Source organism: Lutibacter profundi (assembly GCF_001543325.1).
Taxonomy (GTDB): Bacteria; Bacteroidota; Bacteroidia; order Flavobacteriales; family Flavobacteriaceae; genus Lutibacter; species Lutibacter profundi.
Window position 1 is genome coordinate 1,441,702 of record NZ_CP013355.1, and the last position, 23,218, is coordinate 1,464,919.

Annotated in this window: 18 protein-coding genes and 1 riboswitch; of the genes, 7 read left to right on the plus strand and 11 right to left on the minus strand. The window is 29.6% G+C overall.

Translation table 11 applies throughout. The annotated features are described in order from the left end of the window. Positions 1-83 precede the first annotated feature (83 nt). From cysD to thrA, 5 genes are all read right to left on the minus strand, one after another. Complete coding sequence (cysD, locus tag Lupro_RS06385) at positions 84-983, minus strand: sulfate adenylyltransferase subunit CysD (protein ID WP_068207519.1); 900 nt, start codon at positions 981-983, stop codon at positions 84-86. Positions 984-993: 10 nt separating this feature from the next. Then, the gene (locus tag Lupro_RS06390; RefSeq protein WP_068207522.1) at positions 994-1,611 is read right to left on the minus strand and encodes a phosphoadenosine phosphosulfate reductase domain-containing protein; all 618 of its coding nucleotides are present in this window, start codon (positions 1,609-1,611) and stop codon (positions 994-996) included. A gap of 11 nt (positions 1,612-1,622) precedes the next feature. After that, positions 1,623-1,892, minus strand: coding sequence for a DUF2061 domain-containing protein (locus tag Lupro_RS06395; RefSeq protein WP_068207526.1), 270 nt, complete (start codon positions 1,890-1,892; stop codon positions 1,623-1,625). A 121-nt stretch (positions 1,893-2,013) separates the two neighbouring features. Further along, a complete protein-coding gene (locus Lupro_RS06400; RefSeq protein ID WP_068207529.1) occupies positions 2,014-3,183 on the minus strand; it encodes a trans-sulfuration enzyme family protein in 1,170 nt (389 codons plus the stop codon). A gap of 333 nt (positions 3,184-3,516) precedes the next feature. Next, on the minus strand, positions 3,517-6,909 hold the full coding sequence (gene thrA / locus Lupro_RS06405) for a bifunctional aspartate kinase/homoserine dehydrogenase I (protein WP_418001099.1): 3,393 nt from the start codon (positions 6,907-6,909) through the stop codon (positions 3,517-3,519). Between the two features lie 103 nt (positions 6,910-7,012). Continuing rightward, a riboswitch (SAM riboswitch) is annotated at positions 7,013-7,113 on the minus strand. Between the two features lie 263 nt (positions 7,114-7,376). Here thrA and metK point away from each other — a divergent pair. The 4 genes from metK to Lupro_RS06425 all read left to right on the plus strand — a co-directional run bounded on the left by metK (position 7,377) and on the right by Lupro_RS06425 (position 12,057). Beyond that, positions 7,377-8,633, plus strand: a complete 1,257-nt coding sequence (gene metK, locus Lupro_RS06410) for a methionine adenosyltransferase (protein ID WP_068207537.1) — start codon at positions 7,377-7,379, stop codon at positions 8,631-8,633. Between the two features lie 27 nt (positions 8,634-8,660). Next, positions 8,661-9,908, plus strand: coding sequence for a mechanosensitive ion channel family protein (locus tag Lupro_RS06415; protein ID WP_068207540.1), 1,248 nt, complete (start codon positions 8,661-8,663; stop codon positions 9,906-9,908). 168 nt (positions 9,909-10,076) lie between these two features. Continuing rightward, positions 10,077-10,754 carry a Crp/Fnr family transcriptional regulator gene (locus Lupro_RS06420; RefSeq protein ID WP_068207542.1) on the plus strand — a complete coding sequence of 226 codons (678 nt, stop codon included), beginning with the start codon at positions 10,077-10,079 and terminating at the stop codon, positions 10,752-10,754. A gap of 64 nt (positions 10,755-10,818) precedes the next feature. Next, positions 10,819-12,057: a spondin domain-containing protein gene (locus Lupro_RS06425; protein WP_068207545.1), complete on the plus strand. Its 1,239-nt coding sequence runs from the start codon at positions 10,819-10,821 to the stop codon at positions 12,055-12,057. A 230-nt stretch (positions 12,058-12,287) separates the two neighbouring features. Here the strand turns inward: Lupro_RS06425 and gltA are convergent, their stop codons facing one another. The 6 genes from gltA to Lupro_RS06455 all read right to left on the minus strand — a co-directional run bounded on the left by gltA (position 12,288) and on the right by Lupro_RS06455 (position 20,220). Next, complete coding sequence (gene gltA / locus Lupro_RS06430) at positions 12,288-13,781, minus strand: NADPH-dependent glutamate synthase (RefSeq protein WP_068207548.1); 1,494 nt, start codon at positions 13,779-13,781, stop codon at positions 12,288-12,290. A 33-nt stretch (positions 13,782-13,814) separates the two neighbouring features. Next, the gene (locus tag Lupro_RS06435; RefSeq protein WP_068207551.1) at positions 13,815-14,660 is read right to left on the minus strand and encodes a sulfide/dihydroorotate dehydrogenase-like FAD/NAD-binding protein; all 846 of its coding nucleotides are present in this window, start codon (positions 14,658-14,660) and stop codon (positions 13,815-13,817) included. Between the two features lie 306 nt (positions 14,661-14,966). Then, on the minus strand, positions 14,967-15,290 hold the full coding sequence (locus Lupro_RS13695; protein ID WP_068207554.1) for a TraR/DksA family transcriptional regulator: 324 nt from the start codon (positions 15,288-15,290) through the stop codon (positions 14,967-14,969). Positions 15,291-15,387: 97 nt separating this feature from the next. After that, a complete protein-coding gene (locus Lupro_RS06445) occupies positions 15,388-16,350 on the minus strand; it encodes a YitT family protein (protein WP_068211490.1) in 963 nt (320 codons plus the stop codon). Between the two features lie 324 nt (positions 16,351-16,674). Beyond that, positions 16,675-19,341: a carboxypeptidase-like regulatory domain-containing protein gene (locus Lupro_RS06450; RefSeq protein ID WP_068207559.1), complete on the minus strand. Its 2,667-nt coding sequence runs from the start codon at positions 19,339-19,341 to the stop codon at positions 16,675-16,677. An 18-nt stretch (positions 19,342-19,359) separates the two neighbouring features. Next, positions 19,360-20,220, minus strand: a complete 861-nt coding sequence (locus Lupro_RS06455) for a GLPGLI family protein (RefSeq protein ID WP_068207561.1) — start codon at positions 20,218-20,220, stop codon at positions 19,360-19,362. Between the two features lie 124 nt (positions 20,221-20,344). Between Lupro_RS06455 and Lupro_RS06460 the strand changes: the two genes are divergently transcribed. The 3 genes from Lupro_RS06460 to Lupro_RS06470 all read left to right on the plus strand — a co-directional run bounded on the left by Lupro_RS06460 (position 20,345) and on the right by Lupro_RS06470 (position 23,179). Then, positions 20,345-21,814: a sensor histidine kinase gene (locus tag Lupro_RS06460; RefSeq protein WP_068207564.1), complete on the plus strand. Its 1,470-nt coding sequence runs from the start codon at positions 20,345-20,347 to the stop codon at positions 21,812-21,814. Then, entirely contained in the window at positions 21,807-22,487 is a 681-nt protein-coding gene (locus Lupro_RS06465; protein WP_068207566.1) for a response regulator transcription factor, read from the plus strand. Before Lupro_RS06460 ends, Lupro_RS06465 begins: the two co-directional genes overlap by 8 nt. Positions 22,488-22,564: 77 nt before the next feature. Further along, a complete protein-coding gene (locus tag Lupro_RS06470) occupies positions 22,565-23,179 on the plus strand; it encodes a deoxynucleoside kinase (RefSeq protein ID WP_068207569.1) in 615 nt (204 codons plus the stop codon). The last annotated feature ends 39 nt before the right edge of the window (positions 23,180-23,218 follow it).

Here is a 23,218-nt window from a genome sequence, read left to right on the forward strand (position 1 = left end):
GGTTCTGAAACTACACTTCGACAAGCTCAGTATGACATTTTCAGAATGACATTATTCATATTTAATTGTTAATTATCAATTGCCTAAAAGTACCCTTGTTGTTTTCGTTTTTCCATTGCAGATTCAGAACGTTTATCGTCAATTCGAGCACCACGTTCTGAAATACTTGAATCTCTAATTTCAGCAACAACCTCACTAATTGTTGCAGCATAAGAATCTACCGCTGCGGTACAACTCATATCACCCACCGTTCTAAAACGAACCATGCGTTCTTCTACTTCTTCTTCTTCATCTTTATACACAAAATCTGAGTGAGACCAAATCATTCCATCACGAATAAAAACAGCTCGTTTATGTGCAAAGTAAATTGAAGGAATCTCTAAATTTTCATTTTCAATATAAGTCCAAACATCTAATTCAGTCCAATTTGAAATTGGGAAAACACGTACATTTTGTCCCAAATCAATATTTCCATTTAACATATCAAATAGTTCTGGTCGTTGATTTTTTTCATCCCATTGACCAAAGTCATCACGTACTGAAAATATACGTTCTTTAGCTCTTGCTTTTTCCTCATCTCTACGAGCACCTCCAATACAAGCATCAAATTTAAATTCTTCAATTGCATCTAAAAGTGTAGTAGTTTGTAGCATATTTCTACTTGAATACCTTCCTGTTTCTTCTTTTACTTTTCCTTGATCAATAGAATCTTGAACATTTCTAACAATTAATTCTAAGCCTAATTCTTCAACTAATTTATCTCTAAATGCAATCGTTTCTGGAAAATTATGTCCTGTATCAATATGCATTAAAGGAAATGGTATTTTAGCCGGATAAAAGGCTTTTTCAGCCAATCTAACTAAGGTAATTGAATCTTTTCCTCCTGAAAACAACAATACAGGTTTTTCAAATTGTGCAGCAACTTCTCTCATAATGTAAATTGCTTCGTTTTCTAAATCGTTAATATGTAATTTATCTGTCATTTTTACGGTTTTATGAGTGCAATCCACATTCTCTATTTTCTAAAACTTTTGTTGGGTCAAAATAAGTAAACTCATTTGGGAGCTCATTTACTTTTAAGTAACTGTCTAACTGTTCATCTGTCCAATGATAAAACGGACTCACTTTTAGAATTCCGTTTTTACTTAATGAAACAACACCAATACTATTTCTAAAAGCGGTTTGCCCTTTGCGTAAATTGGTAAACCAAACATCAGGTTTATGCTCTTTCATTGCTCTATTAAAGGGTTCTAATTTAACTTGCTCAGTAAATAATATATGTAAAGGGTCATCTATTTGAGGTATTCCAATAGTTACATCTCTATGTGCTGAAGTTTGTTTTGGTACGTATAAATGAATGTTTAAATTTAGTGTATCAATCAATTCATTTGCATGAGCGTATGTTTGAGGTGTATTATAACCCGTATCGCACCATATGACCTTCAAATTTGCATCAACGTTAACACAAGCGTGTAAAATTGCTACTTCATAAGGCCTAAAATTAGTGGTAACTATTGGGTTCTTAGCTATACTTAATGCCCAAGAAATTATTTGCTCTGGCGTTCTATCTTGTAATTCTTTATTTAGTTTTTCTATATTTAAATCTTTCATTATCAATTATTTTAATGCTTGCCCCATTTTATTAAATTCCAAACTCTCTCGTGAAAAAAGTAAAGGACCATTTTAGTTACAACTTCAACCAACCCTATTGATAATGCCATTGTAATTTTACCCGTTATAAACCAAGAAATTAAAATGGTATCAATGGTACCAACTATTCTCCAACTTATTGCTTTAACAATGCTACGTGTTGCCGTCTCTGAATTTTTAACAGCTTTGAAACTCTTTTCAGATTTTGTATTGCTTGAAGTGAAAATTTGATCTATTATCATTTTATTGTTTCTCCTTTTGTAGCGGCAAACTTACATGTTTTTTATTACTCTAGCAAGTCGATAGGGTAATAGTTTTAATGAGTGTGAAAATTTTACACATTACTCTAAATAACCATAAAATTTAACTATTTAGCGCTTGATTAATATCATTTATTATATCTGAAATATGTTCTAAACCAACTGAAATTCGAACCAAACCAGGCGTAATTCCTGCTGCCAATTGTTCTTCTTTTGACAATTTACTATGCGTTGTAGATGCAGGATGCGTAACTATAGTTCTAGTGTCACCCAAATTTGCTGATAATGAGCACATTTTAATGGTATTTAAAAAGTTTTTACCAGCTTCTAATCCTCCTTTTACTTCTATAGCCAAAATATTCCCCCCTAATTTCATTTGCTTTTTAGCAATTTTAAACTGAGGATGCGATTTTAAAAATGGATATTTTACTGTCGAAACTTCTGCATGATTTTCTAAAAATTTAGCTAATTCTAATGCGTTTTCACAATGTTTTTCAAGGCGTACTGCCAAAGTTTCCAAACTTTTAGACAATACCCAAGCATTAAAAGGCGATAACGCCGGACCTGTATTACGAGAAAATAAATAGATTTCTCTAATCAACTCTTTACTTCCAACTACAACTCCACCTAAAACGCGCCCTTGACCGTCCATTAATTTGGTTGCTGAATGTATTACTAAATTGGCTCCATATTTAATAGGTTGTTGTATGTATGGCGTTGCAAAACAATTATCTATTACCAGTAACAAATTGTATTTTTTAGCAATGTTACCTAACAGCTCTAAGTCAATAATATCAACACCTGGGTTTGTAGGAGATTCAGCATATAAAATTTTGGTTGTAGGTTGAATTAAACTTTCTATTTCATCAGGATTATTGATATCAAAATAAGAAGTTGTAATATTCCATTTTGGAAAATAGTTGGTAAATAAGGTATGCGTTGAACCAAAAACAGAACGAGCAGAAACAATATGATCTCCACTATTTAACAATGCTGCAAACGTAGAAAATACTGCAGCCATACCAGTTGCAAAAGCGTAACCATCTTCTGCGCCTTCCATTTGCACCACTTTTTGAACAAATTCTGTAGTATTTGGGTTGCTAAAACGAGAGTAAATATTGCGCTCTTTTTCTTCTGTAAACGAGGCTCTCATTTCTTCAGCATTTTCAAAAACAAAACTTGAAGTTAAATATAAAGGTGTTGAATGTTCTTGAAATTGTGAACGTTCTAATTGTGTTCTAATTGCGTCTGTTTCAAAATGATGTTTACTCATAATATTTAGTATTTGTTGTTCTATCTGTTTTATTATTTACTTTTATTAAAACGAAGACTTGATTTTTGCTCCTTATTCTATTTAATCTTCGTTGTTTCCCTTTTGCTTTCCAACAAAGAGATTACTACAGTTGTGCTATTTCAACTCCACTCAGCAACCACTCCTTCTCAATGCTAGCACTCTTCCATCTTTCTTTAGTCTTCTCTTGGGCGTTCCCTTTCAGGTCGCGCTATTCGTTATACCTTTTTTTTCATTTTATTTCAAAAAAGGGTGCCACTACTATCGCTAACGCATTACCAACCTAACAGGTTTTAAAAAACTATTAAGTACATTTTAACTCTTATCTGCTAACCTTAAAATATCTCCAAAAACACCCCTGGCAGTAACTGCAGCACCCGCACCTGCTCCTTGAATAACCAACGGTTTCTCACCATAAGATTCTGTATAAATTTCAAAAATAGCATCGGCTCCTTGTAATTGACCTAAAGCACTATTAGCAGGAACAGAAATTAATTTCACTTCTAAATTTCCTTTTTCTTGCTGTAAATCACCTGATAAATCACCTATATATCGAAGCACATGATTTTCTTTCTGACGGTTCTTTATACGTTGATAGTATGCGTCCATTGTATTTAAATTATCTAAAAATTCTATCGCTGTTCCTTCTCTTAAATTTTCCGGAATTAAATTTTGAATTTTAACATCTTCAAATTCATTTTGTAAATCTAGTTCACGTGCTAAAATCAGCAATTTTCTTCCTACATCATTTCCACATAAATCTTCACGAGGATCTGGTTCTGTATATCCATGTCCTATCGCCTCTTGTAAAATTTCAGAAAATGGTCTGTCTTGAACCGAAAAATTATTAAATAAATAACTCAATGAGCCCGAAAAAACACCACGTATTCTTGTAATATTTTCGCCTGAATCATGTAATAATTTAATGGTTTCAATTAATGGTAATCCTGCACCAACATTGGTTTCGTATAAATATGATTTTTTGTTTTCTGTAATTTTTTCTCGAAGCAATTTATATTCAGAATAACTAACCGTATTGGCTATTTTGTTTGATGAAATTAAATCGAATCCATTTTCTATAAGGTCTAAATAATTTTTAACAAACTCACTACTTGCAGTATTATCAATGGCAATTAAATTTTCTAAATGATGTTTTTCAGCAAAATTTATAACATCATTTATCGTGTAATTTTTTAAAGAATTCTCTTCAAATTTACTTTCCCAATTGGTTGAAATTCCATTTTTATTTAGCAAAATAGTAGTTGAATTTGCAACAGCAAAAATAGTTAGCTTTATATTTTTACGCTTTAAAATATTTTGTTGGCTCTTAAAAATTTGTGCTATTAAAGTTCCTCCAACCAACCCTTTTCCAAAAATAGCAATGTTAATATTTTTAGAAACGCCAAATATTTCACCGTGAATTACATTTGTGGCTTTATGTAAATCTGTTCTTTTTACCACCAAGCAAACATTTTCTCCTGTAATCGTATTGTTTATTAATATAGGTGTTATATTATTTTTTATTAATGCGCTATAAGGCTGATTAAATGAATACAAACTTTGGCCTATAATTGATATTACCGAAACATTTTTAGTACTATAAATTTGACTAATATCCTTACTTTCAAATTCTTTTTCAAACTCTTTTTCTAATGTAATTTTTGCTTTATTTCCATCTTTAGCATCTACAATAAAACCTATCCCTCTTTCTGAAGAACCTTGAGAAATAATACTAACACTAATATTTTCTTTAGCTAACGCACCAAAAATTCGCCCATCAACTCCAACTTTTCCTAATAAACCTCTACCAACTATATTTACCAAGGCAACTTCTTCTTGAACTGATAATGATTTAATACCGCCTCTTTCAGTTTCAGAACTAATTAAAGTACCTTGATTATCTAGGTCAAACGTATTTAAAATTCGCAATGGAATATTTTTTTCAATTAATGGAATAATTGTTTTTGCATGTAAAATATCTGTGCCAAAATTTGCCATTTCATTGGCTTCTTGATAGGTTAGTTTTTCTATTTTCTTTGCATTCTCAACCAAATCTGGATTTGCGGTGTAAATTCCATTTAAATGTGTATAATTTTGAAGTTCCTCTGCATTTAAAAAATTAGCTATCAAAGCGGCTGTATAATTACTTCCGTTTCTTCCCAAGGTGGTGGTTTCTCCTTGTAAATTAGAAGCTATAAAACCGGCTATTATTTGAGTTGTACCACTGTTATTCTTGTTAAAATATTCAATTACGTTTTCTTTTGAAATACTGTGAAGAGGTTGTGCTTTTCCAAATGTATTATTGGTTTTTATAAGTGTACGTGTATCTACAAAGTTAGCTTTAACACCTTGCTTGTTTAATAAAAAAGCAATTAATTTCCCCGATAAAATTTCTCCTTGAGAAAGCACTTGATCTTTTATCTTTGGACTATAATCACCAAGTAAGCTTACACCTTTAAAAGTTTCTTCTAGTAATTTAAACTCCTTAGAAAAATCAATCGTTTCATCAATTACTGTTTGGTAGCCTTTAAGTGCTTCAAACTCTTCTTCATAGGGTAAATTATTTTTTGCTTTTTCTAAAATAGCTTCTAAGTAATCTGTTGTTTTTCCCCTAGCAGAAACAACAACAGTTATGTTCTCCCCTTCATTTATTTTATTTTTAATTATAGCTAACGTATTGTTTAATCCAATCCCATTTGCTAATGATTTTCCTCCAAACTTTATAACTTTCATTTTATTATTTCTATGGCTTTTCTTAAAAATTGGTGCTATTATATTTTCTAATTGTTGATATTCTATTAAAAAAGCATCGTGCCCATGTACTGAATTAATTTCGTTATACGTAACATTCGGATTTAGCAATGCTAATTTTTTTTGTGTTTCTCTATTTTCTTCAGCAGTAAAAAACAAATCAGAATCTACCCCAACAATATGAATATTCGCTTTAATTGAGTTTAATATATTTTCATCTCTACCCTTAGTAACATCAATTGTTTTTAATAACTGATTCATTAATTTATAGGCAGATAACTGAAAACGTTCTTGCAGTTTATTACCGTGATGCAACAACCAACTTTCAACATTAAAAATTTCTAAGTCTTCATTTTTTGAGCGTTGAAAACGTTCTTTAAAAGATTCAGGAGTTCTATAGCACAACATGGCATGCATGCGAGCATCATGAACCGGATTACTTGAATTTGTTAAAAATTGTTCTTGTATTTGACAATTCGCAATAAGCCAGTCTGTTGATTTCCAATCTGTTGCAACAACAATCAAATGTTTAGTAACTTCAGGATTTAATACCGCCATTTCCCAAGCAATACCACCGCCTAACGAGCCACCTACAATAGCAAACAACTCTTTGATGTGTAATTTTTGAAGTCCAATCAAAAATAATTGAGCAATATCTTTGGCTATAAAATCTTTATAATTTTCAATTACACATCCATCATATCCATTTCCTGGAATATTAAAAGCTATTACTGTATACTTTTCTGTATCTATAACTTTGTTTTCTCCAACAACATCTTTCCACCACCCATTTTCACCAGCTACATTAGAGTTTCCTGTTAGCGCATGATTTATTAGAACAATGGGTGCTGAATGTAATTTTTTGCCAAATAACTGATAAGAAAGTGTAATCTCTTTATTAACTTTTCCTTTTTCAGAAATAAAGTTGTGTATTGTTATGTATTTTAATTGACTCATCAATTTTTATTAATAAATTATCAACACCAAAATAGTTGGCTTGATGTACTTAAATAAAATTGTTATGAAAAAAATACAGGGAATTACGTGAAGTAATTGTGTTTGGTTATCTATCCATATTGGTAGAATTTAGCACCTTCTCTATAAAATAAAGGGTTGCTAAGGCTTCACAGGGTCCATTCCCTCTGCCTTTCTTGATAACAATAGTCAATAAGTGTATGAACTAAAGCGCAAATTAACGTATTAATTTTTTCTCACACAAAACTTTTTAATGCTTTTTAAAATAAAAATCATTTTTGTTTTTTATGATTTTAAGTTTTTGTAAATTTGCAATCAATTATTTGAGAGGAAGGATTTGAACTGATTGCAACCTCATAAAAAAATGCTAAAGCAGTAATTATTTACTTCTTTAGACGACCAAAGCAATCAAATTTGACCTCTTTAATTTAATAAAACAACTTAAAATTATGTCATATTTATTTACGTCAGAATCTGTTTCAGAAGGACATCCCGATAAAGTTGCTGATCAAATTTCAGATGCTTTAGTTGATAATTTTTTAGCTTTTGATAAAAACTCTAAAATTGCTTGTGAGACTTTAGTTACTACAGGGCAAGTTATATTAGCTGGTGAAGTAAAATCTAACACATATTTAGATGTTCAAAAAATAGCTAGAGATGTTATTAACAAAATTGGTTATACCAAAAGTGAATACATGTTTGATGGAAATTCATGCGGGGTATTTTCTTCAATTCACGAGCAATCAAAAGATATCAATCAAGGAGTTGATAGAGATTCCAAAGAACAACAAGGGGCAGGTGACCAAGGAATGATGTTTGGCTATGCAACCAAAGAAACTGAAAATTTTATGCCGTTAGCGTTGGATTTAAGTCATAAAATATTAGTAGAGTTGGCTGAATTACGAAGAGAAAACAACGAAATTACTTATTTACGCCCAGACTCTAAAAGTCAGGTTACTATTGAATATACTGATGACAATGTACCTTTTAGAATTAAAGACATTGTAGTTTCAACACAACACGATGATTTTGGTCCTAATGATGAAGCAATGTTAGCCAAAATTAAAAGCGATATTATTGCTATTTTAATTCCAAGAGTACTAACAAAATTACCCGATTCTATAAAAACACTTTTTAATGATACCATTGTGTATCATGTAAATCCAACTGGTAAATTTGTAATTGGTGGGCCACACGGAGATACAGGCTTAACAGGAAGAAAAATTATTGTTGATACTTACGGAGGAAAAGGAGCTCACGGTGGTGGTGCTTTCTCAGGAAAAGACCCAAGTAAAGTAGATAGAAGCGCTGCTTACGCTACACGTCATATTGCAAAAAATTTAGTGGCTGCTGGCGTTGCTAATGAAGTTTTAATTCAAGTTTCCTACGCTATTGGTGTGGTAGAGCCTATGGGTATTTACGTAAATACTTATGGAACTTCAAATGTAAAAGAGTCAGATGGTGAAATTGCCAAAATTGTAAGTTCTATTTTTGATATGCGCCCTTTTGCAATTGAAAAACGTTTAAAATTACGCCAACCAATGTATTTAGAAACTGCTGCTTACGGGCATATGGGTAGAGAAAATGAAATTGTTACCAAAACATTTAAAAATGTAGATGGTACTGAAAAAGTACTAGATGTTGAATTATTTACTTGGGAAAAACTAGATTATGTAGAGAAAGTAAAAGATGCTTTTGGGTTGTAATATATTTAATTAACTATTTTTTTACTTATGAGTTTTGATTTTACAAATTGGGTAGACAACCTATTGGTTAACGTTTTAAATATGAATGCTAACACTATTTATATTCCAAGAACAATCATTTTATTTTTATTACTCATTGTGCTGTGCTTATTTGTATGGTGGTTAAGTAAAAAAATACTTAATTATATCATCCCTAAAGTAACCTTAAAAACGAAAACCCTTTGGGATGATATAATTTTTAATAAAAAAGTAATAAACTCGGTATCAAATCTTTTACCTGCAATTTTATTCAATAATTATGCGCCCATAATATTTGCCGATTTTCAGTTTATAGTACCCTTTTTAACAGGTATAACTACTATTTTTATTATTTTTGTAACTGTTGATATATTCAATTCTCTTTTGAATTCTGCAACTGAAATTCTTTCTAATATTGAACGATTTAAAGACAAACCTCTTTATAGTTTTAGTCAATTAGGTAAAATAGTAGTGTACTCAATTGCTGCTATCCTAATAATTTCGATTATAATTGACAAAAATCCTTTGTTTTTACTTAGTGGTATTGGTGCCATGGCAGCAATTATACTATTAATTTTTAAAGATAGTATATTAGGGTTTGTAGCTAGTATTCAGCTTTCAGGAAATAATATGGTGCGTGTTGGTGACTGGGTTACCGTATCAAATTATGGGGCAGATGGTGATGTTATTGAAATTAATTTAACCACTATTAAAGTACAAAATTTTGATAAAACCATTACTACTATACCTACTTATGCATTTATTTCTGATTCATTTACAAATTGGAGAGGTATGGAAGAATCAGGAGGTAGGCGTATTAAAAGAGCCATAAATATTAAAATTGATAGTATTAAATTTTGCTCAAATGAAATGTTAGAGCGATATAAAAAATACCATCTAATACGTAATTACATCCAAAAAAAACAAAAAGAAATTGATGATTACAATTCTAAAAATTCTATCGACAAAGTTGAATTAATAAATGGTAGACATTTAACAAATATAGGAGTGTTTAGAGCTTATGTTGAAGCTTACTTAAAAAGCAATCCAAACATAAATAACAATATGACTTGTATGGTTAGGCAATTACCTCCAACTGAATACGGCGTTCCAATTGAAATTTATGCCTTTAGTAAAAATAAAGATTGGACAAAATACGAAGCTATTATGGCTGATATTTTTGATCATTTGTTTGCTGCAACTAAAAACTTTGATCTTAAAATTTTTGAAAGGCCTTCAACAGGTGATTTTAAATAAAATAACCTTTCAAATTAAAAAAATTATACGATATAGCAAAATCATTCTTTTATTAAACATAATTGAAGTGGTTTTTGTGTAAGTTAAATAACTTATTTTAGACTTTATTAGAATGTTATAATTTTTTACTGCTTTAAAAAAAATTACAGACACTATCAATAATTACTCATGGATAATAAAATTTGGTATTTAGAGGAAGTTAACTTGTTTAAAATTATATGCCCTCATTACTATGCTGATTACAAAGAAAGTCATGAATTTGATTCTTACTCTAAAAAAGAATTTATCTATTTTACAGATGAACCTTCTACTAAAGTTTATTTAATAGATAAAGGAAAAGTTAAAATTGCATATTACACAGACGAAGGGAATGAAGTTGTAAAAGCAATACTTTCAAAAGGTGAAATATTTGGAGAAAAAACAATTTTAGGAGAAACAAAGCATAATGAATTTGCCCAATCAATTGAAAAAAACACCTCAATTTGTTCAATATCTGTTGGTGAACTTGAAAACTTAATGTTAGAAAACAGAAATTTAAGTCTAAAATTATACAAATTTATTGGTTTGCGAATGAAACGTTTAGAAAGACGATTAGAAATTATATTATTTAAAGATGTAAGAAAAAGAACCATAGAATTTATTCAAGAACTAAAAGATGAATACGGAAAAGAACTCTTAAATGGAGAAATTTTAATTAAACACCCTTACTCACAAAAAGAAATTGCGACGCTTATTGGTACTTCAAGACCTTCATTAAATATCATTTTAAATAATTTAAAAGAAGAAGGTTATTTATCCTTTAATGGAAAGGAAATAATTTTAAAAAAATTCAAAAGTGTTAGATAGCTAACACTTTAGTTTTAGAACACACCATAATTTTGCTGTATTATTAATTTAAAACAATTTAATTATGAAACGTATTTTTAAACTCTTATCTATTGCCCTACTTTTAACATTTATAGTATCATGTAACGATGATGAAGACAATTTAATTTCAAAAAGTTTTACCGTTACTATTGAAAATGTATTTGAAGTAAAAGATTATTTTAATTCAGGTACAATTTCTGAATCTGGTATTGCGCCTGGAACTAGCACTTCTTTTTCTTTTAATGCTGGTAAAGGTCATTATTTACAATTCGGAACAATGTTTGTAAAATCAAACGATTTATTTTACGCACCAAGCGATACTGGGATTGCTTTATATGATAGTAATGGAAACGCAACTACTGGAAACATAACCTCACAAATTAAACTTTGGGATGCTGGAACTGAAGTAAATGAAACTCCAGGAATGGGAACAAATCAACCAATAAATCAATCGGGACCAAATACTGGAACTGATGAAAATGGTAGTGTGCATATTGTAAATGATGGTTTTACATATCCTTCTATTGAAGATGTAATCTCTGTTATGATTACACATGACGGAGGAACATTATTTACAGTAACTATAAATAACATATCAGATACATCCACTTTAGATACACCTTTAGCTCCTGGAACTTGGGTAGTACATTCCGAAAACCAAAAACCTATGTTTACTGAAGGAAATACAGCTTCTCTAGGTTTAGAAAAATTAGCTGAAGATGGCGATAATGCTACAATGGATACAAATTTAAGTTCTAAAAGCGGATTCGTTTCACCATTTGCTCCAGGAGCATATTCTATTGGAACTATAAATGAAATTTTTACAACTAGAAATACTGCGAACACTGCTTTAGAAAATTTAGCTGAAGATGGTAACCCTTCAGGATTTATGAATATTTTTAATACTCCTAAAGGAAGTTCATCGGCAGGAGCATTATTTCCAAACAATTCCTATTCGTTTACTTTTACTGCAAATGAAGGAGATAGTTTATCTTTTGGATTGATGTTGGTGCAATCAAATGATTGGTTTTTTGGAATAGATAATATTACTTTATTTCCCAATGGAATAGCACTATCTGGAGATATTACAAATATAATAAAATTATATGATGTAGGGACTGAAGTTGATGAATTTGCAGGAGCAGGAAATAATCAACCTGTGAGACAAACTGGAGCAAATGTTGGAGATTCAGAAAATGGCAATGTAATTGAAGAATCTAATTTTAGTGCAAATGTTCCAACTATTTCAACTATGATAAAAGTGAGTATAACTTCAAACTAATAAAAAAGTGTTAATGTCTCTTTTTTTTGCTTTATTCAGTCTTAATATTCTCACATAAAGTGTCACTATTTTGTAAATATTAATTTTAGTTTTCACTAATTATTAATGAAGTTAATTTACATTAAAAAAACTTCAAATCCCTTTCTTAAATAAATTTAAGCTATATTTTAAATAAAAAAGTCGAGTTCAATTAACTCGACTTTTAAAGTTTATTATAATAACGTATTAATTTAAACCTCTGCTAAAATTGTTTCATTTATGTATTTGTGCATTCCTTGAGCTGCTTTTCTACCATCACCCATAGCAAGAATAACAGTTGCCCCACCTCTAACAATATCTCCACCGGCAAACAAACCTGGTATAGAAGTCATCATATTTTCATCAACTTTAATTGTATTCCATTTTGTTACTTCTAAATCTGGCATACTTTGTTGAATTATTGGGTTTGGAGAAACACCTACTGCAATTATAACACTATCAACATCAATATCATATTCTGACCCTTCAATAGGTTGTGGGCGTCTTCTACCAGAAGCGTCTGGTTCTCCTAACTGCATTTTTTGAACTCTCATTTTAGTAACCATGCCATTTACATTTGCAAAATATTCAATTGGCGAGGCAAGATTTATAAATTCAATACCTTCTTCAATGGCATGCTTAACTTCTTCTGCTCTTGCTGGCATTTCCTCTTGAGAACGACGATACACAATCATGGCTCTTTCAGCTCCCATTCTTTTAGCCGTTCTAACAGAATCCATGGCTGTATTACCACCTCCAACAATGACCACATTTTTACCCGTATGAACAGGTGTATCAAAATTAGCATCTGCGCCATTCATTAAATTAACCCGAGTCAAAAATTCATTAGCACTTTGAATACCATTAAAATTCTCACCCGGAATATTCATAAAGTTAGGTAGTCCAGCTCCAGATGCAACAAAGAATGCTTTAAAACCTTCGTTTTTCAAATCATTTATACTAGCAGTTTTTCCAACAATAAAATTGGTGATAAATTTCACACCCATTTGCTTTATTGTGTTGATTTCAAAATCAACAATATCTTTTGGTAGCCTAAATTCTGGAATTCCGTATTTTAAAACGCCACCCAAATCGTGCAATGCTTCAAAAACAGTTACATCATAACCAAATTTGGCCAATTCTCCAGCAACCGTTAATCCTGCAGGTCCTGACCCAATCACAGCCATTTTTATACCATTTGGGGAAGCTAATTCTGGAATAGAAGAATTACCACTCTCTCGTTCATAATCTGCAGCAAATCTTTCTAGATAACCAATGGCAGACCCTTCCTTGCTTAACTTTTTAACATACACACATTGAGCTTCGCACTGTATTTCTTGAGGGCAAACCCTTCCACAAATTGCTGGTAAAGAATTGTTTTCTTTTAACACTTTTGCAGCACCTAAAATATCTCCACTTTCAATATATTTAACAAACTTAGGGATATTGGTACCTACAGGGCAACCAGATACACAAGTTGGCACAACACAATCTAAACAGCGAGATGATTCACTCACTGCCATTTCTAAAGTTAATCCTTTGTTAACTTCTATATTGCTTTTATTTCGAACATTTGGATCAGCCTCTGGCATATGAACCCTAACAACATTTGTGCGTTCTTTACTTTTTATTTCTTTACGTAACTTATTTCGCCATTCGGCTTTACGCTCAGCTTTGTAATATTCTTTATCTAATTCTTTTGTCATCTTAATACACTCTAGTTTTGTAAATACTTTGGTTTAAACTAATGCAGGTGTTGCTTCTAACGATTTTAAATAATCTCTGTACCCTTCTGCTTCTTTCGTTTTATAGGCTTTTAACCTATTTAACATTTCATCAAAATTAACTTTATGTGCATCAAATTCAGGGCCGCTAACACAAACAAATTCTGTTTTTCCACCAACAGAAACTCTACAAGCTCCACACATTCCTGTACCATCAACCATAATGGTGTTTAAACTTGCAACGGTTGGGATATTGTATTTTTTTGTTGTTAGTGCAGCAAACTTCATCATAACAGCAGGTCCAATAACTACTGCCTCATTTACTTTTTCTCTTTGAATAACCTCTTCCATTCCTTGAGTTACCAAACCTTTTGTACCTAAAGAACCATCATCTGTCATAATAATTAATTCATCTGAATATGCTCTCATTTCATCTTCCAAAATAACAAGGTCTTTTGTTCTTGCGGCAATAACAGTTATCACTCTATTTCCTGCTAATTTCATTGCTTGTACTATTGGGAATAATGGGGCAACACCAACACCACCTCCAGCACATAAAACTGTACCAATCTTTGCAATATGTGTTGCTGTTCCTAAAGGTCCAACTACATCTAATAGCATTTCGCCTGCATTCATAGCACATAATTTATGTGAAGAAACTCCAACCCTTTGGACTATTACTGTAATTGTTCCTTGCTCCATATCTGCATCTGCAATTGTTAACGGAATTCTTTCTCCATTTTTATCAATTCTTAAAATGATGAAGTTACCCGCTTTTCTACTTTTAGCAATATAAGGTGCTTCAATAACCAACCTTGCTACATTTTCAGAGAGGAATTCTTTTTTAACTATTTTAAACATATTTTTATACTTTACTATTAATAATAGAAAAAACACATTTTTTTAAAAACGGTGTTATTCCTTTTATTTTTATGTGTATAAAGTTACGCTAAGGGAAAAGGTAAAAACTTGAGTAATATCAGTTTTTAATTGAAAGAGTACGATTTATTTTAATATCAAAAAAAGGTGTAAAAAAAGTAGAAATGAGTATTTTTTTTATTAAAAAATCATCAAATAGTTAAATTTAAATTTATTAAACATCTATTTCTTTAAAAAAATTGAATTAAAAAAATTGAAAACTATTTAAAACACAAAATAAATATCTTTTTATTGTGCGCAATTAACACAGAATAAGCTCTCTGGTCTGATTAAAATTCTTCCCAACGGTATTGATTTTTTGCATTTTAAACAAATACCAAATTCATTGCTTCCCAACTGGGAAAAGACACGTTGAAGATTTCTTAATTTACTTTCGGCTTGTCTTAATGAAGCTTCCACTACACTTTTATTATTGATAGCATCCATACGAGAAACACGACCAATAGCACAATCTGGGGCAATAGGTTTTGTTAGTTCTTTATATTCTTTAATTAATTTTTCAGTTAAAGATATTTGACTAAGAAGTTTTTGTTTAATATCTATGTCTTCCACAAATCAAATATAATTATTAATTTAAAAATTTAGTGCAAAACAGCTTATAGTTACTAGAGCCATAAATATTAATACTTTGTACTAACTTAAATATGGTTTATTTAAGAGGTCGTTTTTTTATCATACCTCCTTTAGCATCTTTTATACTGTGCATTACAATAAAAGCATCTTTATCTATTTTATCTATTTCAGTGTGTAATTTTGCTAATTCTAACCTTGTTATTAGCGTATAAAGTATGTCAATTTCTTTTAAAGTATCACCTCGTTTACCAAATCCTCGTTTACCAGAATAAATGGTACAACCTCTTCCCATATTTTCAATAATTGCTAACCTAATATCTTCATTTCTATCAGAAATTATGGTAACACCCACGTATTCTTCAATACCCGAAACCACAAAATCTATAGTTTTTGAAGCTGACAAATAGGTTAATATAGCGTATAAAGCAATTTCCATAGAAAAAACATACGCAGCAATTCCGAAAATAAGAATGTTAAATATTAAAATAACATCTCCAATTGTTAAGGCTGTTTTCCTACTTATATAAACAGCAAGTACTTCTGTTCCGTCAATTACAGAACCTCCACGTATTGCCAATCCAATTCCCATTCCTAAAAAGAAACCTCCAAAAACTGCAATTAATAATTTATCATCTGTAATAACAAGAAAAGGTATAAAATGTACTGAAATTGCTAATAAAATAATTGCAAAAACACTTCTAACAGCAAACTGTTTACTAATGGTAGAATATCCCATAAGTATAAATGGAAGGTTTATAACAATAATTAATATTGATAGCGATATTCCTGTTAATTCAGTGATAATAAGTGAAATTCCCATGACTCCTCCATCAATAAAAGAATTTGGGAGTAGAAATCCATTTAAACCAAAAGTAGCTGATACTACCCCTATTAAAATGAAAAAACTATCACGAATTAAATGTGAAATTTCAACTTTAGTATTGGTAATTTCTTTCTCTAATTCATTTAATGGAATTTGTTTGTTTTTCAATTTTCGTTTTATAACCTCATTTATAATATATTGGAAAATTGATGTCATATTTTTTTTCTTTAATGCTAATTTATTAGTTTGTGATTTTTGTTCAATCAAGCTGTTGAACTATCAGCTTCTATCTTTTTCAATTCTAGAATTTATTCAGTTTTCAAATTTGCTTTCTATTTTAAATTTAAAACACTTTCAAATTTAGCTTATTCTACTATAAAAAAACCCTCTCTAACTAATTAAGATTAAATAAGGCTTATTTTGCGTAAAGGTAGAATACTTTGATAAGGCTCAGCACAAGCTATTTGTTTTAGCTCTTTTACAGTTGTTTTCACAACTGTAAAAAGCGAGTAGTGATAACCCAATTCGCAGGGTAACGCCCTATAAAATATATTTTATTGAAAGTAGATAAATTCTTGGCTGAATAAAATACAACGATGTAGTGTTACTATCAGAAATTTCATTATAACTATCTGTATTCATAGAGGTATTATTTGTTAAATTAGTTACTGAGAGTTTAAATTCCCACTTGCTATCTTTTTGCTGATAATACAAATTAGCATTTAAAAATGAATACGTGTTTTTAACCGTATTTTCATCATTTTTATACTTATAATAACTATAATCTGTCGTTAAAATAAAGTTTGTTAGAAATCCTATTTCCATATTTGCAAAAGGCCTATCCGTTGTACTTCCTGTATTTGAATACTTTGAAAATGATTTTTGATAGCCTATCTCGAAATTAGGTGCATCTTTAAATTTACTAGCAACACTAACCTGATAATTATGCGAAAGTGTTTTAGATTTTATTTGCCTATTATTTACAATATTATTAAATATTGAATTATTAACACTTGCCCTTAAATTAGTTTTAAGTTTACTATATGTTTTTCCATATCTAAAAGAGGCTGAAAATGTTTCATCTGCAAGGTTTGAATTAACTGGAAATGAAACTCTATCTGCACCCAACAATTGAGTGCTATTTTTTATTTCATCAATTTTTTTAGTGTAGTTTACAGATGCATGAATATTGGTAAATGAAAACATGCTAAAACTAAAATAACTTAGTGAATATTTATGGTACAATGCGTTTTCCAATTCTCTATTCCCTTGTGTTAACAACCTATAATTAGATAAAATATAAGCTTCTGCTATTTTGTTAATATCAGGAAATTGTGTAGATATTGAATAGTTAAAACGTAAACTTTCAGATGATTTAAGCTGTAAACGCGCATATACATCTGGTAATAATTTAATTTTATCTCTTTTAATTTTAGCATCTAGTTGAGTGTCTTTTGTTTGGTAATAATGCAAACTCACACCTGGATTAAATGTAAAAATGCCCGATACCATTTTATAATGAACTCCTAAAAATAAATCGGTAAAATTATAATCAACATTATTGTTTAAAACCGCATTGCTAAAATTTAAAACACTTCCATTTTCCAAATTTTGTGAAATAGTAGAGGTTAAGTTTTGTTTACTTAATAAAGTTCCCAACGTTAAATTAATATTGCTTTTTGGAGTTAGTAAATAATAGTAGTCTAATTTAGCATCAAGCCTATTGGTAGTTACTTTTTTATTTTGAATAATATCAATAATGGTTTCAGAATTATTAGAAGGAATTATTAAAAAAGGCTGTATTGTAACTAAAGAATTGTAAAACGGTTTATCTTTTTCATATTTGTGTTGCAATTCAGCTGAAAATATATTTTTATCGTTTATGGTGTAGTACAAATTAAAATTCTGACTTAATGTAACTGGTGTTTCTTCTTTATTTGTGTTAATATCACCACTAATTGTAGAAGCTACACTATTTAACTCCGTCTGTTTTGAAAGTTTTCCAAAAATATCATAATCAATATGTAAGTTGTTACTCGGGTTGTAGTTAGTACTCAATTTTAACATTCCCAGTGTATTTCCCTGAATAGTTAACGTTCTGTTTTTATCCTCTAAATTTGTGTTATTGTAAATTGTGTTTGATTGTGTTAACATTATTGTTTTAGAATCATTTACAATAGCAAAACCATTAAAATCTACAGTTTTTTTAGGGGCAAAACTAAAATTTAATGCTCCAAATTTAGAGATTATTTCTTGTGCTCTATTATTTTGAGCAGTCATAAACCCTGTTCCTCCAGACGAAACGTTAAAATTAGTTCCCGTACCACTCATTCCACTTCTTAATCCACCTGTAAATCTAAAGTAATCTCGCATAGTAAATGGTGCTACACCAATACTATTTACATCTGCCAATACATTGATGCTTTTTTCAGGACTGTAGTAAAATAGCTTAGGTTTTACAATATACTTTTCATCATCACCTAATCCTGTATTTATTTCACCAAACCAGAATCTTTTTTTCCCTTGTTTTAATTTAATGTTAATGGCTATATTATCTTCATTATTAGTAACATTCCTCATTCCAGCAACCTCATTGTAATTTTTTAGAATTTGAACTTTATCAATTGCTGAAGCTGGTATATTTTGAGTAGCCAATTTGGAATCTCCATCAAAAAACGCTTTACCTTCAACTAATATTTTTTGAACCTTTTTCCCTTCAACTTCAACTTCTCCATTTTCATCAATATCAACTCCGGGTAATTTTTTAAGAACATCTCCTAATTTTTTTTCTTTTCCTGAAGTAAATGAATCTACATTATAAACAATAGTATCTCCAACTATTTTTACTGGCATCTCGTAAGTAATTTCAACTTCTTTTAATGATTCACTCAACTCTTTTAAAACTATATCTTTTATTAAATCTTTTGAAGAATCCTCAATATTAATATCAATACTCTTTGTATCAAAACCCAAATAGCTCACTTTTAAAGTATATGCTTGGTTTTGTTCTAAACTTAACTTATAATTTCCTTTTGAATCTGTAATTGAATATGATTGTAAAAATTTTGTTCCCTTTTTAAAGGCTATTACATTTGCCATTTCTAAAGGGTTTCCTGCTTCACTTTTTATTGTACCTTCAAGTTTTATATTTTGAGCCAAAGCAATAAATGGTAGTGTAATTAACCCTAAAATTATTATTTTTCTCATTTTTAGTTATTAAGTATGTTATCCTCTAATTCTAAAATGACCTCCACTACCACTTTTTTTACGCTCATTTCTAAATCTTTCACGCATTTCTTTTGTTTTATCCTCTACCATTTTATCATATTCTTTTTGTGTAACAACTTTTCCTTTTTTAGGTTCTCTTATCGTTGATTTCTCTTTCGGATTCATGACTATTTTAGTACATAATATTTGTGTATTTCCATCACTTATTTCTAAAATTAAACCTGGTAAACCCCAATACTCTCCCGGACCATGGCTAACAGGAATGTTAAGTGTATACCATGCCGTTACAATGGTTAATTCCATTATGTTTTCTTTTGAATCTTCTTTTTTATCTTGATTATTATTTCTTCTTCCAAAGCTAAAATTAGCACTTCTTATAGGCCGTTCAACAACTGTAGTAGCTTTAAAACACAAATTTTCACCAATCATTTTTGTTTCTTGCTCCATTTTCCAATTATAGCTTATTAGTGTATCTTTAATTAAAAATTTTTTACCACTAAATTCGCTTTCTTTTGCAGATGTTTTGGTTTGTATGTTTTTATAATAATTTCCTGATGCTCCTCCCATCATCATAAATCGCATTCCTCTACGACTATTTCCTGTTTGATCTAATTTTTTTTCTTCTTTATAGATTGAAGCTGTTTTATTGAATGTTAAAATATAGGTTTTCTCTAATTGGCTTTTCATTCTTTCTTTGATTCTTTTAATTCTGTCTGCAGGAATTCCGGACCCCGAAAAATCCATATCAAATGAAGATTTTGTTAGATATGTAGCTTTTCCTTGAAAATCTTGGGCATTGATAGTATTAACAATTAAAAACAGCATTCCTAAAATGCTTTTATACTTTAATATTCTCATTTTTATACGTTTTCAATTAAATAGATTGCAAATATAAATGCTATTGCTATAAATTTCAGTTAATTAGTGTTAACGATTGTTAAGCTATGTGGATAATACAATATATGTACTTAACTTTGAAAATATGAATAAAAGAAACTACAAATGGGTTGTTTATTTTATAACTATTACTATAATTACAACAATTATTGTACAAGTATATTGGAATTATAGAGAGTATAAAATTAATAAGCAAAACTTAATTGGTAAAGTTCAATTAAGTTTAGATAATGCTGTTGAAGCCTACTTTGTAAACCTAACCAAATCTGGAATTATTACATTTACTTCCTTAGATTCTTTAAACTCAAAAGAAAAAATAGATACTATTATTGTTCGTACAAATTCTAGAAGAGGTTTTAGAAAAAAAATAGATAGTACTTTACAAAATATCGCAAAGCTTGAAAATAAAAAGCCTTTATTAATAAAACGTGCTAGAAACAGATTGTTTCCTTTTTTTACACAAAATAAACATTTGCCTAAAAATATTGATAGCCTAATATCAAAAGTTTTTATTTCAATTTCAAGAGATACATTAGACTTACAAAAACTAGATTCTTATTTAAAAAAAGAGTTTAAGCGAAACAATATAAATGTTAAATACGGTTTAAAATATAACTATCATCAAAGGCATTTTGAAGATAGTATTACTAACAAAACTATTGAATATAAGCTCCAAAATTTCCCTAAAAAACACTTAAAAACAATATCAAATTCAACATATTTACCACATAGAAGTAAATTAGAACTATTTTTTACCAATGAAACAGCAATACTCTTAAGAAATTCGTTTATTAGTATTTTACTGTCATTATTATTGTCTGCCAGTATTATAGCAAGCTTAGTTTATTTATTAAAAACCATTTATAAACAAAAACAATTAGCTGAAGTAAAAAACGACCTAATTAGTAATATTACGCACGAATTTAAAACACCTATTGCAACTATTTCTACAGCCTTGGAAGCTCTGAAAAATTTTAATGCGTTAGATGATAAAAAGAAATCTGAAGAATATATATCAATAGCGAATTCACAAGTTACTAAATTGAACTTAATGGTTGAGAAAATTTTAGAAACTGCCATATTAAACCAAGAAGAGTTGGTGCTAAATAAGCAGCCAATTCATCTCGCTAAATTATTAGAATCAATCCTTGAAAAATATAAAATTATAAATACAAAAAAAACTTTCGAATTTAAAAATTCTTTTGGTGAAATTATTTTAAATTTAGATAAATTTCATTTTGAAAATGCCATTGGAAATATTATAGATAACGCCATCAAATACGGTGGTAATAAAATTTTAATAACGTTAATTTCTAAAAACAATAAACCCGTTATTTTAATTAAAGACAATGGAGATGGAATTCATAAAACTCAAAAAGATAAAGTTTTTGAACAATTTTACAGAATATCAGAAGGAAATACTCACAATGTAAAAGGCTTTGGCATTGGCTTGTATTACACCAAAAAAATTATTGAAAAACACGGTGGATATATCCATATTATATATGATAACAATAATAACACTTTATTTGAAATTGAATTGCTAAATGAATAAACCAATTAAAATATTATTAGCAGAGGATGAACCTTCATTAGGTCAAATAATTAAAGAAAGTTTGGAAACAAGGAATTTTGAAGTACTCCTTTGTGCTAATGGAGAGGAGGCTTATAACGTTTATAAAACTGAAAATCCTCTATTATTGGTTTTAGATGTAATGATGCCTAAAAAAGATGGTTTTACTCTTGCAAAAGAAATTAGAAGAGAAAACCCAACTATTCCTATTATATTTTTAACTGCCAAATCTCAAACCAAAGATGTAGTAGAAGGGTTTAACATAGGAGGGAATGACTATTTAAAAAAACCCTTTAGCATGGAAGAATTAATAGTTCGTATAAATGCACTTTTAAAAAGAGGTGAAAATGAATTAAATATTGAATCAATTGCCTTAGGTAAATTTATTTTCAACCTTAAAAAACAAACACTTCAATTAAATGCTAAAATTGAAACTTTAACACATCGTGAAGCGAATTTATTATATTACTTAATAAAAAATAAAAATCAAATATTAGAGCGTTCTTTTATTTTAAAAAAACTATGGGGTAATGATGATTTCTTCAATGCCCGAAGTATGGATGTGTTTATTACTAAGCTTCGAAAAAAATTAAAAGACGATACTTCAATTCAAATTATAAATGTTCGTAGTTACGGTTATAAATTAATTTATTAACAGTTTTTGTTTGAGTATAAAAAAACCAAAAAAAAATAATTAACTTGTGCTTTTAAAAATTTACATAAAAATTTGATATGCACGTAGCAATTGCTGGTAACATAGGAGCAGGTAAAACAACTTTAACAAAACTTTTAGCAAAACATTACAAATGGGAACCCCACTATGAGTCTGTAGATGAAAACCCATATTTAGACGACTTTTATGGAGAAATGGAACGTTGGTCGTTTAATTTACAAGTTTACTTTTTAAATAGTAGGTTTCGTCAAATATTAGAAATTAGAGAAACAGGTAAAAATTTAATTCAGGATAGAACTATTTACGAGGATGCACGAATTTTTGCTCCAAACTTACATGCTATGGGCTTAATGCCTAATAGAGATTTTAAAAATTATGAATCGCTGTTTGAATTGATGGAACGATTAGTAACTCCACCAGATTTATTAATTTATTTACGAGCTTCTATACCTACATTGGTTGGTCAAATTCATAAAAGAGGACGTGATTATGAAAACTCAATAAGTATTGATTATTTAAGTAGATTAAATGAACGCTATGAAGCCTGGATTTCAAAATACACAAAAGGAAAACTTTTAATTATTGATGTTGACAACTTAAATTTTGTTGATAACCAAGAAGATTTAGGCTCTGTTATTGATAAAATTGATGCACAAATAAATGGACTATTTTAATTTTTTTAGGCTATAAAATTAGGCTATATATAAAAACAA